Source organism: Janthinobacterium sp. JF4 (genome assembly GCF_059617925.1).
On sequence record NZ_JCAQAV010000006.1, the window covers coordinates 135,035 to 153,383 of the forward strand.

At 65.1% G+C, this 18,349-nt stretch carries 17 protein-coding genes; 10 read left to right on the forward strand and 7 right to left on the reverse strand.

Annotated elements, in window-relative coordinates:
* Positions 1-12: 12 nt before the first annotated feature.
* The 3 genes from AC54AF_RS08560 to AC54AF_RS08570 are packed head-to-tail and all read right to left on the reverse strand — an operon-like array spanning position 13 to position 3,114.
* Complete coding sequence (locus tag AC54AF_RS08560; RefSeq protein WP_496636208.1) at positions 13-831, reverse strand: carbohydrate ABC transporter permease; 819 nt, start codon at positions 829-831, stop codon at positions 13-15.
* The gene (locus tag AC54AF_RS08565) at positions 828-1,817 is read right to left on the reverse strand and encodes a carbohydrate ABC transporter permease (protein WP_496636209.1); all 990 of its coding nucleotides are present in this window, start codon (positions 1,815-1,817) and stop codon (positions 828-830) included. Before AC54AF_RS08565 ends, AC54AF_RS08560 begins: the two co-directional genes overlap by 4 nt.
* A 7-nt stretch (positions 1,818-1,824) precedes the next feature.
* Entirely contained in the window at positions 1,825-3,114 is a 1,290-nt protein-coding gene (locus AC54AF_RS08570) for an extracellular solute-binding protein (RefSeq protein WP_496636210.1), read from the reverse strand.
* A 414-nt stretch (positions 3,115-3,528) separates the two neighbouring features.
* On the opposite strand from AC54AF_RS08570, the gene AC54AF_RS08575 reads away from it, so the two are divergent.
* The 4 genes from AC54AF_RS08575 (at position 3,529) to AC54AF_RS08590 (ending at position 8,889) form a co-directional block, all read left to right on the forward strand.
* On the forward strand, positions 3,529-4,548 hold the full coding sequence (locus tag AC54AF_RS08575; protein WP_496636211.1) for a LacI family DNA-binding transcriptional regulator: 1,020 nt from the start codon (positions 3,529-3,531) through the stop codon (positions 4,546-4,548).
* Between the two features lie 185 nt (positions 4,549-4,733).
* A complete protein-coding gene (locus tag AC54AF_RS08580; RefSeq protein WP_034751750.1) occupies positions 4,734-5,312 on the forward strand; it encodes a superoxide dismutase in 579 nt (192 codons plus the stop codon).
* Between the two features lie 120 nt (positions 5,313-5,432).
* On the forward strand, positions 5,433-8,405 hold the full coding sequence (locus AC54AF_RS08585; RefSeq protein ID WP_496636212.1) for a sensor histidine kinase: 2,973 nt from the start codon (positions 5,433-5,435) through the stop codon (positions 8,403-8,405).
* A 112-nt stretch (positions 8,406-8,517) separates the two neighbouring features.
* A complete protein-coding gene (locus AC54AF_RS08590; RefSeq protein WP_496636213.1) occupies positions 8,518-8,889 on the forward strand; it encodes a lysozyme inhibitor LprI family protein in 372 nt (123 codons plus the stop codon).
* Positions 8,890-8,999: 110 nt separating this feature from the next.
* On the opposite strand, the gene AC54AF_RS08595 is transcribed toward AC54AF_RS08590, so the two are convergent.
* Complete coding sequence (locus AC54AF_RS08595; protein WP_496636214.1) at positions 9,000-10,580, reverse strand: CYTH and CHAD domain-containing protein; 1,581 nt, start codon at positions 10,578-10,580, stop codon at positions 9,000-9,002.
* Between the two features lie 121 nt (positions 10,581-10,701).
* Between AC54AF_RS08595 and mgrA the strand changes: the two genes are divergently transcribed.
* A complete protein-coding gene (gene mgrA, locus AC54AF_RS08600) occupies positions 10,702-11,742 on the forward strand; it encodes an L-glyceraldehyde 3-phosphate reductase (protein ID WP_496636215.1) in 1,041 nt (346 codons plus the stop codon).
* A gap of 5 nt (positions 11,743-11,747) precedes the next feature.
* On the opposite strand, the gene AC54AF_RS08605 is transcribed toward mgrA, so the two are convergent.
* The 3 genes from AC54AF_RS08605 to AC54AF_RS08615 form a co-directional block, all read right to left on the reverse strand.
* Positions 11,748-12,236: a DUF2244 domain-containing protein gene (locus AC54AF_RS08605; protein ID WP_496636216.1), complete on the reverse strand. Its 489-nt coding sequence runs from the start codon at positions 12,234-12,236 to the stop codon at positions 11,748-11,750.
* Between the two features lie 77 nt (positions 12,237-12,313).
* Positions 12,314-12,631, reverse strand: a complete 318-nt coding sequence (locus tag AC54AF_RS08610; protein ID WP_496636217.1) for a hypothetical protein — start codon at positions 12,629-12,631, stop codon at positions 12,314-12,316.
* Between the two features lie 149 nt (positions 12,632-12,780).
* On the reverse strand, positions 12,781-13,122 hold the full coding sequence (locus AC54AF_RS08615; RefSeq protein WP_496636218.1) for a hypothetical protein: 342 nt from the start codon (positions 13,120-13,122) through the stop codon (positions 12,781-12,783).
* Between the two features lie 285 nt (positions 13,123-13,407).
* Here AC54AF_RS08615 and AC54AF_RS08620 point away from each other — a divergent pair, with 285 nt between their 5' ends.
* The 5 genes from AC54AF_RS08620 to AC54AF_RS08640 all read left to right on the forward strand — a co-directional run bounded on the left by AC54AF_RS08620 (position 13,408) and on the right by AC54AF_RS08640 (position 18,347).
* A complete protein-coding gene (locus AC54AF_RS08620; protein WP_496636219.1) occupies positions 13,408-13,725 on the forward strand; it encodes a DUF4148 domain-containing protein in 318 nt (105 codons plus the stop codon).
* A gap of 125 nt (positions 13,726-13,850) precedes the next feature.
* Positions 13,851-15,263, forward strand: coding sequence for an efflux transporter outer membrane subunit (locus tag AC54AF_RS08625; RefSeq protein WP_496636220.1), 1,413 nt, complete (start codon positions 13,851-13,853; stop codon positions 15,261-15,263).
* Between the two features lie 232 nt (positions 15,264-15,495).
* Complete coding sequence (locus AC54AF_RS08630) at positions 15,496-16,002, forward strand: transcriptional regulator, SarA/Rot family (protein ID WP_131687082.1); 507 nt, start codon at positions 15,496-15,498, stop codon at positions 16,000-16,002.
* A gap of 10 nt (positions 16,003-16,012) precedes the next feature.
* Entirely contained in the window at positions 16,013-18,157 is a 2,145-nt protein-coding gene (locus AC54AF_RS08635; protein ID WP_496636221.1) for an FUSC family protein, read from the forward strand.
* Positions 18,147-18,347: a DUF1656 domain-containing protein gene (locus AC54AF_RS08640; RefSeq protein WP_086138240.1), complete on the forward strand. Its 201-nt coding sequence runs from the start codon at positions 18,147-18,149 to the stop codon at positions 18,345-18,347. Before AC54AF_RS08635 ends, AC54AF_RS08640 begins: the two co-directional genes overlap by 11 nt.
* The last annotated feature ends 2 nt before the right edge of the window (positions 18,348-18,349 follow it).

An 18,349-nucleotide genomic window follows, 5' to 3' on the forward strand; every position in this document is an offset into this window, starting at 1 on the left:
TAAGTGAGTGCATCAGCCTTTGACGGCGCCCTGGGTCAAACCTTCAATCAGGCGCTTCGAGGCGACAAAAAACAGCAGCAGCAGCGGCAGCACGGCGATCGCGGCGCCCGTCATCAGCGCGCCCCACTCCGTGTTGTTGGGCGCCTGCATGCTGCGCAGGGCCAGCGGGATCGTGTAGTTCTCGACCGAGCGCATGACCACCAGCGGCGTGATGAAATTGTTCCACGAGTTGATGAAGGTGATCAGGCCCAGGGTCCCCATGGCGGGGCCGATCAGCGGCAGCACGACCCGCCAGTAGATGGCGAATTCGCCGCAGCCGTCGATGCGCGCCGCCTCGATCAGGTCCTTCGGAATCGCCGTGCCGATATACTGGCGCATGAGGAAAATCCCCAGCGCGCCGGCCGCGCCCGGCACGTACAGGGCGCGCGGCTGGTCCAGCCAGCCGAGGAAATCCATCAGCATGAAGGTCGGGATCATATTCATGAACGACGGGATGATCATCGACGCCATCACCAGGGTAAACAAGGGCCGCTTGAAGCGGAACTCGTACATGGCGAAGGCATAGCCGCCCAGCGAACAAAAGAACAGGGTCAGCGCGGTGGTCATCAGGGCCACGTACAGGCTGATGCCGATATTGCGCCAGAACGGCAGGCGCTCCTGCAGCAGCTCGATGTTGTTGAGCAGGGCCGTGCCGAACCAGCGCGGCGGGGGCAGGCTGTAGATCTCGGCGCTCGTGTGCGTGGCGAAGACGAACATGAAATAGAACGGCGCGACCATGATCAGGGCGCCGATGGCCACCATGGCGTAAGCCGTCCAGCGGGTAGTTTTCATTTGGCCTCCTTGCGCTCGTTGCGGCTGAAGATGCGGTTATTCACCCAGGTGGTGCTGGCGATGATGAGGAACAGCAGCCAGGAAATGGCCGACGCCGTGCCGAAGTCGCCCGAGGAAAACGCCGTCTTGTAGACGAAGATGGCCGTCGTCATCACCGACTGGCTCACGCCGCTCGATTCGGCCACCAGCACGAAGGGTTCCTCGAACAGTTGCAGATTGCCCATGATGGTCAAGGTCACGGCCAGGTAGATCATGGGGCGCAGCTGCGGCAAGGTGATGTACCAGAATTGCTGGCGTGTCGAGGCGCCATCGATGGTGGCCGCTTCATACAAGTCCTTGGGGATGACCTGCAGCGCGGACAGGTACAGCACCAGGTTCCAGCCCAGGTAGCGCCAGAAAATGACGAAGGCGACGGCCGGCTTGATGAACAGCGAGCTGCCCAGCCAGTCGATCGATTCGGCAGGGAACAGGCCACCGATCAGCGGCAGGTTGGCGCACCATTGGATCAGCACATTGATCTGTCCATAGTCGCGCGAAAACAGCGTATTGAAGACCATCGCGATGGCCACGCTGGAGGTGATGAACGGTAAAAAGTAGATGCCGATCACCAGGTTGCGCGAGCGCTTGAAACTGTTGTGGATGAAGGCCGCCAGCGGAATGGCCACCAGGTGCTGCGGCACGCCCGAGGCCAGTGCCAGCCACACGGTATTGCCCAGCGAGCGCAGGAACCACGGGTCGCTCAAGGCATATTTATAGTTGTCCAGGCCCACCCACTGCATGGCTTCCACGCCGCTGGCCGCTTCCCACTGGTTGAACGACAAATAGATGGAAAACAGCAGCGGGAACAGGCTGAAGACGGCGAACAAAATGAAGAAGGGGCTGATGAAGATGTACGGCGCCCACTGCTTCATGTTGAAGCGTTTTTTTGCGGGCCGCGCTGCTGCTGCAGCGGGCGCGCCCTCGGTACAAGGCATGGAGGTAGTCATGCTGCTCCTAGCGCCGCGCGCGGTGGGTGATCAGGGCTTTGGCGTCGGCCAGCGCCGTCTTGATATCCTTGTTTTGCGCCAGCACGCTTTCCAGTTCCATGTTGACGATGTCGCGCGCCACGGCGTCGAACTTGTCGACGCGGATGACGGGAATCTTCGCCGCCGTGTCGCGCGCCAGCAGGCGCGTCTTCTGGCCGCCGAAGTACGGCTGCGGCTCGTCCATCATCGGGTCCGCATAGGCTGCCTTCAGGGCCGGGAAGGCGCCGATCTCTTTCAGCGAATGCAGCTGGATATCCTTGTTGACGGTCATGAACTTGATGAATTCCCAGGCCTGAATTTTATTCGCGGCCTTTTTCGGGATGCCGTAGAAGGAGCCGCCGTAGGACGCCAGCGCGCCGGCCGGCAGGTTCGCCGCGCGCCACTGGCCGGCGGACGCAGGCGCCAGCCACTTGGCCAGGTGGCCGCTGAGCCAGGAACCCATCATCTGACTGGCCACCTTGTCGCGTTTGAAGCCTTCGGCCCATTCGCCCGTCCAGGCCACGGTGCGCGCATCGATGCCGGCCACGCGCGCCGCCTTGGCCAGTTCGAAGGCTTTGACGAAACGGGGCGAGTCGACCAGCACCTGGCCCTTGTCGCCAAAGTAAATGCCTTCGCCATCTTTCAGATTGGCGCGGATATAGATGTCGGCCAGGTCGCTGGCGCCGGCCAGCAGATAGGTGCCGGTGGCGGCCTTGAGCTTCTTGCCGGCGGCGATGTACGACTCCCACGATTGCGTCAAATCGCTTTCCTTGATACCCGCCTTGTCCATCAGGTCCTTGCGGTAGAACAGGGTGCCCGGCCCCAGGTCGGCCGGCATGGCGCCCAGGGTGCCGCGCGAACTGGTCGCCTGCACGAAGGTGAACGGCACGAACTGGGCGCGGTACTGCCCTGCCCCGTAGGGCGGCAGCAAGAGATCTTCCATGCCCTTTGATTCGGCGAAGCTGCCGACATAGCGGAAGTCGATGGCCATCACGTCGGGCAGGCGCGCGCCGGCCGCCAGCGCCGTCGTCATCGAGTTATGGTGGTCGTCGATCTGCAGGCTGACCAGCTTGACCTTCACTTGCGGATACAGCTTTTCCCACAGGGGCAAGGCCGTCTTGACGGCGCGGTCCAGGTCGGGAAACGAGGCGACAGTAATCGTGGCTGGCGCCAGCGACGGCAGAGGTGCGGCAGCCTGGACGACTGCGGGCGCGGCGGCCACGCTGGCGGCCAGGGTCAGCGCTGCCAGCGGGGCGGCGCCAAGGATGCTTGACTTCATTATTTCATCTCCGTTTATTGAGCGTCTTCTATCTTGAAAACGTTTTCACAACACGTGTCCATTTAACACCGCAAAGAAAATCAAGTCAACCGAAAAAGTTGTCATTTTTATTGAGGACAGCGTGGCAAGCGGGGCGCTGCTGCGCGTGTTCTCCTATGAAAAAGCACAAAAAATTCGCCATTTTGAGAGGCGTTGTTTTTTGTGAAAACGTTTTCAGACATAGATCGGGTTAGCGGGGCCGCCGAGGTGCGCAAGCGCGTAATCCGACGTGAACGGCCAACAATATGTCGGGTTACGCCCGCAGGGCTAACCCGACCTACGCCGGCCTACGGCCCTGCGGCCATTTATGGTAATCTTTCACTGAAAAGGTTTTCAGAGCACTGACAACCGGCCATCTTGATACCAGGAATCACCTTGAACGCTAGCGCCCACGCCGCTCCCCCTTCCACCCTGCTCGACGTCGCGCGCCAGGCCGGCGTGTCGCCCAGCACCGTCTCGCGCATCCTGAATGGCACGGCCAGGGTCTCCGACGACAAGCGCGACGCCGTGCTGGCGGCCATCGCGCACATGAAATTCGCGCCGAACCAGATGGCGCAGGGCTTGAAAAAGGGCCGCTCGATGACCATCGGCATCGTGGTGCAGGATATTTCCAGCCCCTTCTTCGACGAAAGCCTGCGCGGCGTGGACGACGGCCTGAAAGACACGGGCTATGCGTCCGTCATCGTCAGCGGGCACTGGAATGCGCAGGAAGAGGCCGACCGCATCCGTTTGCTGCTGGCAAGAAAGGTCGACGGCATCATCCTGCTGTCAGGGCGCATCTCGGACCAGAGCGTGCTCGATTTCTCGCAGCAGCGGCCCATCGTATCGACGGGACGCCTGCTGGCCACGAAAAGCGCCATCGGTTTCAAACTCGACAACGAATACGGCGCCTACCTGGCCGTGCGCCACCTGGTGGAACTGGGCCACCGCCGCATCGCGTTCGTCGCCGGTCCGGCCAACAACACGGATGCGGCCGAGCGCCTGACGGGCTACCAGCGCGCGCTGCGCGAAGCGGACATTCCCATCGATCCGAAGCTGATGGCGGAAGGCGATTTCCACGAGGCAAGCGGGATGCTGGCCATGAACCGTTTGTTCGATACGCAGCAACAATTTAGCGCCGTCTTCGCCGCCAACGACCTGTCCGCCTATGGCGTGCGCCTGTGCCTGTACCGCAAGGGCATCCGCGTGCCCGACGATATCTCGCTCGTCGGCTTCGATGACTTGCCCGGCTCGTCCTACACGACGCCGCCGCTGACGACCATCCACCAGCCCCTGTACGACATCGGCCGCATCGCCACCGAAGCGCTGCTGGGGCTGATCAATGGCGAAGCCGTGCAGGCAGCCATTCCGCCTTTGGCGCTGATCGTCAGGGAAACAACGCGCCGTTTTCGCTAGGCTCGGCGCTGAACGAGAATCACTACGCCACCGGCATCCGCGACGCGTGCCGGAATCTGCAGCAATGGCGCATCCGCTTTACAATAGTGGCTCGTTCAGCAAGAATGCCTGCTTCAAGCAAGCTTGGCTCAACCCTCCGGCCACAGGCTGGAAGACTCCGAACACTCACCACAAAGGGACATCACATGGAACATACTCTGCCACCACTGCCGTATGAAATGGACGCTCTGGCGCCGCATATTTCGAAAGAAACCCTGGAATACCACTATGCCAAGCATCACCAGGCGTATGTCACCAACTTGAACAACCTGATCAAGGGCACCGAGTTCGAGAACCTGTCGCTGGAAGAGATCATCAAGAAATCGTCGGGCGGCATCTTCAACAATGCGGCGCAAGTATGGAACCACACCTTCTACTGGAACGGCATGAAGCCGGCCGGCGGCGGCGCGCCTGCGGGTGCCGTGGCTGACGCGATCAACGCCAAATGGTCGTCGTTCGACAAGTTCAAGGAAGAATTCACCAAGTCGTGCGTGGGCAACTTCGGTTCGGGCTGGACCTGGCTGGTGCAAAAAGCCGACGGCTCCGTCGACATCGTCAACACCTCGAACGCCGGCTGCCCGCTGACCACCGGCGACAAGCCGCTGCTGACCTGCGACGTCTGGGAACACGCCTACTACATCGACTACCGCAACCTGCGCGCCAAGTACGTGGAAACGTTCTGGGGCCTGGTCAACTGGGACTTCGTTGCCAAGAACTTCGCGTAAGCGATTCTTGTCAACGTAGGACGAAAAGAGGCCTGCGCCACACGGCGCAGGCTTTTTTTTGCCTGCGAAAAAGCCAGGCGCTGCGCTACAATCAGCATCCTCCCACCTCGCCCTGCCCCGATGTCCGCTCGCCTGCTGCGCCGCCTGTTGCTGTTGCCCCTGCTGGCGTGCCACCTGCACGCGTGCGCGGCCCCCCCATCGCCCCTGCTGTCCGACTACACCCACAACGCCTGGGGCGCCTTGCAAGGCGCGCCCGTCGATGTGCTGAAATTTGCCCAGGGCCAGGATGGCTGGCTGTGGATCGCCACGGCCACCGGTCTGTACCGTTACGACGGCGTGCACTTCGAGCGCGTCGACAGTGTGTACGGCCACCGCCTGCCGTCAAGCAATGTGCTGGGCCTGGCCACGCCGCCGGACGGCGCCGTCTGGGTCGGCTACCGCCTCGGCGGCGTCAGCGTCTTTCGCCAGGGGCGCGCGCGTACCTACCGGGAAGCGGACGGCTTGCCGTCGGGCGCCGTGTTCCATATCGAGGCGGCGCCCGACGGCACCATCTGGGTCGGCACGCGCGATGGCGCGGCGCGCCTGGCACCGGGCGCCGACCGCTTCGAAGCGCAGGCCGCCAACGTGGGCCTGCCCGACAAGCGCGTGTACCAGATCCTGTTCGGACGCGACGGCACGCAGTGGATGGGCACCATGCATGGCGTCTTTTTCCGCAAGCCGGGCCAGGCGCGCTTTTCCCATGCCTGGCCACGCACCATGCTCGTCAGCATGGATGAAGCGCCCGATGGCGCCATCTGGGCCGTCGACAACCAGAACAATTACTATCGCGTGCGCACCAGCGCGCCGCGCGGCGATGCCCCCATCCGGCCCGACGCCAGGGGCAACGGCCTGCGCTTCGACCGCGCCGGCACCATGTGGCTGATGCAGCCCGACGGCATTGAACGCAAGTTCGATCCTTCCGGCCCCAGCCTGCCGGCCCAGCGCCTGACGCGCCAGAACGGCATCAGCGGCCCGCTACCGCAAACGTCGTTCCAGGACCGCGAAGGCAATCTGTGGTTCGGCACCTCGACCGGCCTCGATCGTCTGCGGTCGAACCGCCTGCAGACCTTGCCCGTCGCCGTCCCCTTCGACCATCCCGGCATGCTGCCGGGACCCGATGGCGACGTGTGGATCGGCGACTACGTGGGCGACGTGCGCAGCTTTACCGCCGACGGGGTGAAAAAAGTGGAACTGAAAGGGACGCTGGCGGCCAGCCACTGGGCGCCCGACGGCACGCTATGGCTGGGCAACGAGCAGGAGCTGCACCATCGCGCGCGCAACGGCGCCATGACGCGCGTGGTGCCGCCCGTGCTGGGGGTCGATCCGCAGGCGCTGCAGCAGGACCGTTCGGGCGCGCTGTGGGCGTCGTTTTCCGGCGGCGGCCTGTTTCGCCTGAGCGAAGGAAAATGGATGGCGAACGGCGGCCTGACCGGCCTGCCGGCGGCGCTGACCACGGCCATGGCGCTCGATGGCGCCGGCACCGTCTGGCTGGGCCATGCCGACAATACGCTCAGCCTGGTGGCCGACGGCCAGCGCGCGGGCGCCGTCAGGCGGCTCGGCGCGCCCGAGGGCCTGCAGGTGGGCACCGTGCTGCAGCTGTACCGCGATGGCGAGGCGATGTGGGCCGGCGGCGAAAACGGCGTGGCCCTGTACCGCGCCGGCCGCTTCCAGATGCTGCGCGGCGCGCACGGCGCGGCGTTTCGCGGCGTGTCGGGCATCGTGCGCCTGCCGGACGGCGACCTGTGGCTGCATGGCGCGGATGGCATCGATCATATCGGCGCCGCCAGCCTGGCCGCGTGGATGCGCGACGGCAGCGCCGTCGTCTCGGAACGCTTCGACGCGCTCGACGGCTTGCAGGGCCATGCCTCGCAGCTGCGCCCCGTGCCGTCGCTGATCCATGCGCCCGACGGCAAGCTGTGGTTTTCCACCTCGGCCACCATCGCCATGCTCGACCCGCTGCATATCCGCCGCAATCGCCTGCCGCCGCCCGTGCAGATCCACAGCTTGCTGGCCGATGGCGTGCGCTATGCCCTGGACGCCGGCAAGCCGCTGCACCTGCCGCAAGGCAGCAAGACCCTGCAGATCGGCTTCACGGCCCTGAGCCTGTCGATGCCGGAACGCGTGCGCCTGCGCTACCGGCTGGCGGGCGTGGACGCCGGCTGGCAGGAAGCGGTGGGACGCCGCGAAGCCTATTACACCAATCTGGCGCCCGGCAGCTACCGCTTCGACGTCACTGCCGCCAACGAAGACGGCGTCTGGAACACGCAAGGGACAGGGCTCGACATCGTCATCGCGCCAGCCTTCGTGCAAACGCCATGGTTCGTGCTGTTGCTGGCGCTGGGCGGCGCGCTGCTGCTGTATGGCGGCTATGTGCTGCGCATCCGCCACCTGACGCGCAATATGCAGGAACGGCTGCAGGAACGCTTGCAGGAGCGCCTGGCCGAACGCTCGCGCATCGCCCGTTCGCTGCACGACACACTGCTGCAAAGCGTGCAGGGCCTGATCCTGTCGTTCCATGCGCATGCGGACATGCTGCCCAAGGGCACGCGCGAACGGGCGCGCCTCGATGGCACCCTCAATCTGGCCGACCAGCTGCTGATCGAAGGCCGCGACCAGATCATGGACTTGCGCGCCTCGGCCGAACCCGACGAACTGCGCCTGGCGCTGCAGCAATTCGGCAAGGGCCTGGCCGAGCACCGCGCGCACGCCTTCGCGGTGCATGTCAGCGGCATCTGCCGGCGCCTGCAGCCGCGCGTGCATGACGAGATCTATGCCATCGCGCGCGAAGCGCTGTTCAACGCCTCGCGCTATGCCGAGGCGGCAAACATCGTGCTGGAACTCGACTATGCGGAGCAGGCATTCACCCTGCGCGTGCGCGACGACGGCTGCGGCCTCGATGACGCCGTGGCGCAAACGGGCCAGCGGCCCGGCCACTGGGGCCTGGTCGGCATGCGCGAGCGCGCCGCCGGCATCAAGGCCAGCCTGCGCATCGACAGCCGGCCCGGCGCCGGCACGCAGATCGAAGTGAGCGTGCCGGGCCGCCTGGCCTACTGACGGCCAGGCACGCAGGCAAGCGTCTGCGGCCAGGATAGAAAATGTTATACGATGCGCAAGAGCACTGCCTTGCTCGCCCATCCTGCCCCCAACCACTTTCTGAAAGCCCACCATGCAAAAATACCTGCTCGCCCTGCTCGTGTTTGCCTCCGGTTCCACCTTCGCCAACTCGGCCTGCGACACGCCGCGCAACGACTTCGACGGCCTGTATTGCCTCAACAAGGTGTACCAGGAGGCGGACAAGGAACTCAACGCCAACTACAAGAAGCTTGGCTCCCGGCTCGATGCCGGCGGCAAGCAAAAGCTGAAAGCGGGCCAGCTTTCCTGGATCAGCGAGCGCAACGAGCGATGCTCGAAAAAGGATGGCTCGGGCTTCTATGTGAACCTCGACTGCGCCACGCGCACCACCATCGAACGCGCGCAATTCCTGCAAGACCGGGTGCGCGAATGCGTGAGCGCCGGCTGCCAGAACAGCAAACTGTGAGCTGAACCGGCGCGCCATGGCCGCCCTCCCCACAGGTCGCCGCTGGCCTCGTTGAGCGCCGCTTGCAACGTCCGCGGGCCTGGCGGGGCCTCACGCCACTGCCAACCGGCTCAGGCCGGCAAGCGGGCCGCCTTGAAGCGCCGCCATGCCTTGTGCATGCGGCCATCGCTGCCCTGCGCCTGCGCGCGCGCCGCCAGATAGCCGCGGATGAAGGCCGCGTGCAGGCGCAGCCCGTCCTGGGCGGACTGGTCAGCCTGGTCGGCCTGGGCATCGGGCAATTGCAGCAGCAGCCGGTCGGCCACCTGCACGTCATTCAGCCAGCCCAGTTCATCCTGCAGGTCCGACAACCGCCCCACATACGGTTGCACTTTGCGCGCGGCAAACAGCGAGGCAAAAAATTCCGTCGCATAGCGCGTCTTCTTGGCCGCGATGCGCACCCGGTGGCGCTGCTGCGGCGTGGCCTGCAGCAGGCGCTTGCCGCGCTTCATCAGGCGGCGCTGGTCTTCACGCAGGGTAGCGCGGGCAAACGGCGCGACGCGCGCGTCCAGGCGCCGCAATTGGCGCACGGAACAACCGTCGCGCCAGGCACGCGCCTGCAGCCAGCGCTGCAAGCCCAGCATGCAAGCCGTGTAGCGCGCCGAGGTGACGGCCTGAGCCGCTTGCACATGCTTGCGCCGCGCCTGCGCGTGCGCCGCCGCTGCCAGCGCCGCCGCATCTGCCTGCGCCTCGCCATCGAGCTGCGCCAGGGTATTGCCAGCCAACACATCCCAGTCGCGCGCCTCGCCCAGCGCGCCGCCCAGCCAGCCGAGTTCACTCTTCAAGGCGTCCGGCAGCGCCAGCAAGGACTGGAACATGCCCAGCGCCGAGCGCAAACGGCGCAGTCCCACGCGCATCTGGTGCACGCTTTCCACGTCCTCGCCCCCCGCCACGCCATCCTGGTTGCCGCTGACCTGCTCCAGGCAATTGTCGGCGATGGCCAGGAACACTTGCTCCACTGACATCGCCGCATCCAGCGCCAGGGGCTGCGCCTTGACGGCGCGCAAAGGCTGCGGCACTGCGAGGCGGTAACCGCGCTCCGCCTTGCTCATGTGGCCCAGCTGCAGCGGCACGTCTTGCAGCAGGGCCAGCGCCACGTCGAACAGGCTGGCCGCCTGCCCCTGCTTCAACTCCAGTTCAATCTCGCTGACGGGCACGCTGCGCGCAGCCCCGCCCACCCCATCCGCACCGCTTTCAATGACCCCCTGATCCAGCACGCATTCGATCCGGTCGCCCTGCGGCGTGCGCAGCTGCCATACGGTGCGCTCGATGCGCGTGGTAAACACGGGCTGCAAGGCGTCGCGGATGGCGTCCTGGCGCAGCAGCGCGCGGATGGGCTGCTTGCGGCCGATGGCAGAGTCGAGCGCGGCGAGGTCCGGTTGCGGCCCCGGCACGTCGCCTTCCCATTCGTGGCGGCTGTGCAAGCCGCCGCTGACCTTGCCGCCCGCCTTCAGGGTTTGCACCCAGCGCCCGTCCACCTGGCGCACACGCAAGCCCGCCTGGTGGCGGCACAGCTGCAAATCGGGCGTATCGACATAGATATCGTGCATGTGCAGCAGCAGTGGCTCACCTTGCGCAGTCTGCGCCAGCAGCGGGTGGGCGCGCAGACGGGGCGCGTCTTGCGGCTCCAGCAACAATTTCAATTCGATTTCCATGACCGCTCCTTGCGAAACTCCTCAACGCCTATTGTAAGGCGCGTCCCGTCGCGCGCAAGGCGCACGCACGCACACCTTGATTTTGCGCGAAAATAAGCGCTTCATTCAAGCAGGAGATGCCATGACCTACCACGCCGCCGAGAACCGCTACGACAGCATGCCATACCGCACGTGCGGTCGCAGCGGGCTGAAACTGCCGCTGCTGTCCCTGGGACTGTGGCACAACTTTGGCGACAGTAACAGCCTCGCTTCGCAGCGCGACATGCTGCGCACCGCGTTTGACCTGGGCATCACGCATTTCGACCTGGCGAATAACTATGGCCCACCGTATGGCAGCGCCGAAAGCAATTTCGGCAAGCTGCTGCGCGACGATTTTTTACCATACCGCGATGAACTGATCATTTCCACCAAGGCAGGCTGGGACATGTGGCCGGGTCCGTACGGCCAGGGCGGCGGTTCGCGCAAATACGTGCTGGCCAGCCTGGACCAGAGCTTGCGGCGCCTGGGCCTCGACTACGTCGACATCTTTTACTCGCACCGCTACGACGCCGACACGCCGCTGGAAGAAACCATGGGCGCGCTGGCCAGCGCCGTGCAACAGGGCAAGGCGCTGTACGTGGGCCTGTCGTCGTATTCGCCGCAAAAGACGGCCGAGGCCGCCGCCCTGCTGAAGGAATGGAAAGTGCCGTGTCTGATCCACCAGCCGGCCTACAACATGCTCAACCGCTGGATCGAGGAAGACGGCTTGCTCGACACCTTGCAGCAGGAAGGCATGGGTTGCATCACGTTCACGGCACTGGCGCAGGGCTTGCTCAGCGACAAGTACCTCGATGGCGTGCCGCAGGATGCCCGCGTCAACCGTCCCGGCGGCGGTTCGCTGCTGCAACAGCACCTGAGCGCGGAAAACCTGGCCCGCGTGCGCGCCCTGAACCAGATCGCCGCGCAGCGGGGGCAAACCCTGGCGCAGATGGCGCTGGCCTGGGTGCTGCGCGATCCCCGCGTCACCTCGACCCTGATCGGCGCAAGCAGCAGCGCGCAAATCCGCGAAAACGTGGCCGCGCTGCAGCAACTGACGTTCACAGCCGACGAGCTCGCCGCCATCGACGTGCAGGCGCGCGAAGGCCATATCAATCTGTGGGAAGGCCCGTCGCGGGCCGTGTAAGGCGATCACGGCGGCGCTGGCGGCGGCAAGGGTGGTGGAAGCAGGGCCAGCAGTTCCTGCGCCACCTGCCAGCGCCGTTCGGGCGTGGCAAACACGCCCACGTCCACCTGCGCGCCGCCAGCGCCGATATCCTTGATGTGTATCAACTGGCGCGGCCCTTGCGGCATAGCGATGCGCGTGCGCCACGGCGAAAAATGGTGGCGCCGGCAACGCCCGGCGCTGACCTGTTCAATGATCAGCTCGCCGTCGCGCAGGGCGATGTGTTCATAGTCGCGCGCATGGCGCAGGTAATGCTGCAAGGCGATGGCCACCAGGCCCAGCTCGGCGAACGAAAAGACGGGAATGATCCAGAGGCCACGCAGCGCAAAGGCGGCGGTAATGACGAGGGAAAACAGGCATAGCAAGCCATAGGCGCGCAGCAACTGGCGCGCCGTCAAGGCACTGTGGCGCGCCAGCAGCCATTGCGGCTGCTCGCGCGAGTGATCGCGTGGCATGGCGCCCCCCGCACTGTCGCTCCATCACCGCCACGGCCCTGGCAGTGGCCGCCAAGTGCAGCCAGAATGCGCCCGGCTCAGGCGCCCATGCGCACCAGCGCGTGGCCCACGTGCTGCCACCAGTGATCGCGCGACTTGACCTGTTTCAGGCACGACGTGTCGATTTCCGTGGGGAACACGCGATCCTGGCACACCTTCGTTTCCAGGGCATGGCGCTGGTTTTCCGCCGCCACCAGGGCCACGACGAGCCAGAACGCCAGCGCCAGCAAGACCACCAGCAAACTCCAGGCCAGGTGATTGGTATCACTTTTTTCACCAAAAAACTCGCGCGGCCGCGTCTCGCGGTACATCGACATCAAGTCTTTTTCTTTCTCTTCCGACATCTGCGTTTGCATCCTCTGACATCCTATCCTGTGCCGGCCGGCTGGCCATGGCGGCGCGCGCGCCGCCTTGCCTGCATTTTACGCTGATGGCGCAGGGGAGGCGGTAAATGAGGCGGTAAATGAGGCAGTAATTCCTGGCGGCCATTCGCCGCCGCCAGCGATCAGAGACGCGGCACCGGCGCCGGCCGCGTGCGCGGTTCGGTGCGCGGTTCGTCCTCGTCCCCTTCTGCCGGCGGCACGGGCGTCAGGCTTTCCACATGATCGACGTCGATGTCGCCGCCATCGGGTGCCCCGTTATGCGGCTCCACCCCGGCCCGCTCGCCCGTGCCTGCCGCATCGCTGTCGTTATCGAGCTCTTCCGCATCCTGGCCCGGCACACCCTGCATGTCGCTGCCGCTGTCGGAACTGTCGCTGGGACCAAGCGCCCCCTTGCCATGGCCGCTGCCCAGGACGCGGTCGGGCGTGACGGGCAAATTGTCCGGATCGAGTGTGCTGCCGCTCATGGCTGACTCCCTTCATCAAAAAACCAGCTTACTCCCCTGGCACGGCCAGCGGCGCACGCCTGCACGGCATTGTTCGCAGGGAAAATGCGGCGGCGCACAAATATTTTCAGAAAATACTTCACAAATGTACTATTCATTGATATAATTAATTCAAGTAAGCATCTTCTCATCCAGAAACTGCTTCATCGGCGGCACGGCGCCCACCAGCGCCGTGCCGCCGAACCGACCGGTACGTGGCGAGCCGGCCCATCCACCCAGCCATCATGCACATATTGGAGTCTTATCATGCAAGCCAAATCACTGATCGCAGCATTGTTTGCCATTACCACCGCCACTTCGGCTTTTGCCCAAAACGCCGCGCCTGCCGCTGCCAGCCAGCAACTCACGCGCGCCGACGTCACGGCCGAATACATCCATGCCCGCAACGCCGGCGAAATCGCCACGAGCGAAGTCGACTACCCGAAAACGCCGGCCACCGCCGCCAGCAAGGTGACGCGCGAGCAAGTCATGGCCGAGTTCTACGCCGCCCGCAAGGCTGGCCTGATCCCGCAAACGGAAGCGGACTTTGATGTCGCGCAAACGACCAAGCACGTCGTCAAATAAGAAACCAGTCAGCCGGTTTCAATCAGTAACAACTCAGTTGCGGCGCAGCACCCGGGCCACTCCCGAAGCTCACCGCGGCGAGCTGTCAGCATCACCCCCAACACGATCTCTCCCGGAGTCCCTGCATGTCCCTGCACCGCCGTTTGCTTGCCGCCAGCCTGATCCTTGCCTTGAGCGCTTGCGCCGACATGGGCCATATCGCGCCGCAATCGGCCATGCTCGACGCCAACAAGCTGCAAGCGAGCCAGGCCATGGGTGCCGCCGCCAGCGCCGCCATCCAATGGCCGCGCACGCAATGGTGGCAAGACTTGCACGATCCCCAATTGAACCGTTTGATGGACCAGGCGCTGGCCGACAGTCCCACCCTGCGCGGCGCCCAGGCACGCGTGCGCCAGGCCGAGGCGCTGGCCGGCGCGTTTGAAGACAAGACCCGCCCGCAGGCGGACGCGAATGTCTCCGTCAACCGCGAACTGTATTCGCAGCACGGCAGCACGCCGGCGCCGCTGGCCGGCAACTACGCGTGGCGCAACCAGGCCACCGTCACGGCCTCGTACGACCTGGACCTGTGGGGCCGCAACCGCGCCGCCCTGTCCGCCGCCCTGGGCGACGTGCAGATGGCGTCGGCCGAATCGCAGATGGCGCGCCTGGCCCTGGAAACGGCGCTGGTGCGCACCTACATCCAGCTGTCGTATGAATTCCAGCTGCAGGACGTGATCGAACGCAGCCTGGCGCAGCGCGCCCGCATCCTCGACATCACGCGCCAGCGCAAGCAAGCCGGCATCGGCACGGACATCGACGTGGCGCAGATCGAAACCACCTTGCCGGCCGGCCGCCGCCAGCTGGAACAGTCGGCCGAATCGCTGGCCCTGCTGCGCAACCAGCTGGCCGCGCTGGCGGGCAAGGGTCCGGGCGCCGGTGCGGCGCTCACGCGTCCCGTGCTGCGCCTGGACCAGCCGCTGGCCATTCCGGCCGCCCTGCCGGCCGACCTGATCGGCCGACGCCCCGACATCGCCGCCCAGCGCTGGAGAGTCGAAGCGGCGGCGCAGCGCATCGACGCCGCCAAGGCCGAGTTCTATCCGAACGTCAACCTGGTGGCCTTTGCCGGTTTCCAGGCCTTCGGTTTCAGCCACTTTCTCGACGCCAATTCGCAGGTGCGCGGCGCCTCGCCCGCACTGAGCCTGCCCATCTTCGCCGGCGCCCGCCTGCGCGCCCAGCTGGGCAGCCAGACGGCCGTGTACGACGGCGCCGTGGAGCAGTACAACGCCACCGTCATCAACGCCATGTCGGACGTGGCCAACGCCGTCACCCGCGCCCAGTCGCTGAAAAAGCAGCACCAGTTGACCATGCAGGCGCTGGCCACGGCGCAGCGCGCGCGCGACCTGGCGGAAAAGGCCTACAAGGCGGGCATGAGCGACGCCATCGCCATGCTCAACACGCAAGTGGCGCTGCTGGCGGAAGAACAACAGCAGGCGCAGAATGGGGCGCGTGAGCTCGATCTGTACGTTTCCTTGATGAATGCACTGGGAGGCGGCATCTAAGTAACCCCCAATAAATTAATGTGATTTCTGACTTCCATAACCGGTGCTCTGCGGCGTTGCCCACCGCTCGCAGTGCTCGCACTGCGTCGCGGCGGACGCCTTGCATAGCACCCGGCTCTGTTCGTCATAATTTCACAATAATTTCCTGACGATTACTCAGCTTGCAATCCTGGCATTGCCCTAGCTCAACAAGATACAATCGGAACTTTATTCACACATGAAGGAATATGACATGACCGCTTTTGACGCCACCTCCAAGCGGCTGCAAAACATCCGCACGCGCATGCCAGGCTTCCCCATGGAACTGATGCGCCTGTTGCGCATGACGTACCACATTCAAAAGGGCATGAAGGACCTGACCAATGCGGCGCTGAAAAAGCACGACCTGGTCGATGCCAGCTACATGGTGCTGGCCGTGCTGTACGGCACGGACGACGAAACCTCGAATGCCTGCACCCTGGGCATGGCCTGCCATGAAAAGCCGGCCAACCTGACGCGCGTGTGCAACGACCTGGAAACGCGCGGCCTGATCCACCGTGGCACGCGTCCCGGCGACCGCCGCTCGGTGATGATATCGCTGACCGACAAGGGCCGCGCCCTGATCGAAACGGCGCTGCCCGACGTGTACCAGGAAACCTCGGCCCTGTACGAAGGGTTCACGGACGAAGAGCTGCGAGTGCTCGACAAGCTGTACATGCGCCAGCTGCGCAACCTGAACAATCTCAACAACCAGAACTGATAGCCTATCGATGACGCCAGCCACAGCAATAACACCTACATATGGCCCCCTGAGCCGGGCGGCCCGCTGGCTGGCGCTGGCGCTGCAGGACTGGCGCACGACGGAAGGCGAGCGCTGGATCTACGTTGGCAAGACCCTCATCGCCGCGTTCTGCGCCCTGTGGCTGGCCTACCGCCTGGGTCTCGATTCGCCCAGCACGGCGATGACCACCACCATCATCCTGGCCCTGCCCAGCAGCGGCATGGTGTTGGAAAAAAGCTTTTACCGCCTGTGCGGCACCCTGCTCGGATGCACGGCCGCGCTGACCCTGATCGGCCTGTTCCCGCAGCAGCCCGTGCTGCTGTTCGCCGGCCTGGCCCTGTGGGTGGGCCTGTGCACGAGCGGCTCGGCCCTGCACCGCAACGCCCAGTCGTATGTGTACGTGCTGGCCGGCTATACGGCCTGCATGATCGTGCTGCCCGCCATCGAGCAGCCGATGCAGGTGTTCGCGCTGGCCGTCACGCGCGTGGCCGAAGTGAGCCTGGGCATCATCTGCTCGGCGGCGGTGTCCAGCGTGCTGCTGCCGCGCCACCAGGGCACGCAGGTGATGCGCACGGTGCAGGCCCGCTATGGCAAATTCCTCACCTTTTGCCAGGACGTGCTGCAGCAAAAACTCACGCCGGCGCAGGTGGAACTGACGCATCTGCAGTTTGCCGCCGACGTCGCGGCGCTGGAACTGGGCCGCTCGGCCGCCCTGTTCGAAGTCACCAGCAAGGTCAGTCACGTGCGCGCGCAAAACCGCAAGCTGCACGCCTTCAACGCCACCTTCATGACGGCGCTGACGACCTTCTATACCTTCCACCGCCTGTTCGACCGCCTGCAGCGCGATGACGAAATCCAGGTCATGCAGGCCTGCGCGCCGTTGTACGCCATCGTCGCCGAGTCGCTGCAGGCGACGCCCTCGCAAGACTCGCTCGACACCATGCAGCGGCACCTGCAGACGGCGCTGGACCAGGCCCGCTCGGACATCGATAGCGCCACCATCGCGCATGCGCAGCGCATCGATTTCGACACCGTGTGCGAACTGCTCGAGCGCTTCGCGCGCGACATGAGCCGCTTTCACGAAGTGTATTTCAGCCTCGTGCACGACACGCCGCTCGAAGTGAGCACGCCGCAGGCGTATGCGCCGAAGACGCCGCCCGCGCTGGTGATCGCCAGCGGCGCGCGCGCCGGCATCAGCCTGGCCCTGCTGGCGCTGGGCGCCTACTTCCTCGCCTGGTCCTACGCCGGCACGGCGATGCTGATGGCGGCCGTGTTCTGCGCGCTGGCCTCGTCCTCGCCGCGCCCCATCCTGATGATCCGGCAAGTGCTGGCGGGCTTCTTGATCGCCATGCCGCTGTCGCTCGTGTGCGTGTACTTCGTGCTGGTGCACGGCGACGGTTTCCCCATGCTGGTGCTGAGTTTTGCGCCGTTCCTGGCCGTCGGCCTGTACCTGATGACGAATCCCGCCAAGCTGGGCGTGGGCCTGGGCGTGTCGACTTTCATCACGCAGATGGCGCCGACGAATCTGATGCATGTCGACGGCGCCGCCTTTCTCAACACGGGCCTGGCCCTGATCGTCGGCCTGATGCTGGCCGCCCTCGTGTTTGCCGTGCTGCTGCCCGAGCACACGATGGGCCACAAGGATCATATCGGCCGCGCCCTGTGGCGCGAAGCGCTGCATGCGTGCACGGCGCCGGCGCGGCGCGTCAAGCACCGCTTCGACAACCGCGTGCGCGACCTGCTCAGCCAACTCAACGCGGCGGCCGGCCCGGCGCCGGGCGAGGCCACGCGCGCCGTCGTGCGCCAGGCCTTGACTTTACTGGAAATCGGCCACTCGGTGATCGAATTGCGCGAACTGATCGCGACGGCCCGGCCAGGCGCCACGCGCCACGCGCTGCAGCAGTGCGTGGACCACATCGCCGGCTGGCTGCGCACGCGCAGCGACACGGCACTGCAGGCGGCGCTGGCCGCCACACTGCAGGCCGGTGCCGTGGTGCGCGCAGCCCAGACGGAAGTCGATGCGAGCGCCGAACGCAGCGCGCGCCTGCAGACGGCATTGGCCGACCTGCACTCGATCTACACTTCATTGCTCGACCATATGGCGCCTGGCGCCGGAGACCACCATGCCGCGTGAATTCGCCCTGTTCGGAATTCTGATTCCTACCCTGCTGCCCCTGTTCATCCTCAGCATCGTCCTGCAGACCCTGCTCGACCGCGTGCTGGGCTGGCTGGGCGTGTACCGCATGGTGTGGCACCCATCGCTGGCGCGGCTGTGCATCTTCATCGCCATCTTCGGCGCGCTGGCCCTGTCGCTGTACAAATAATT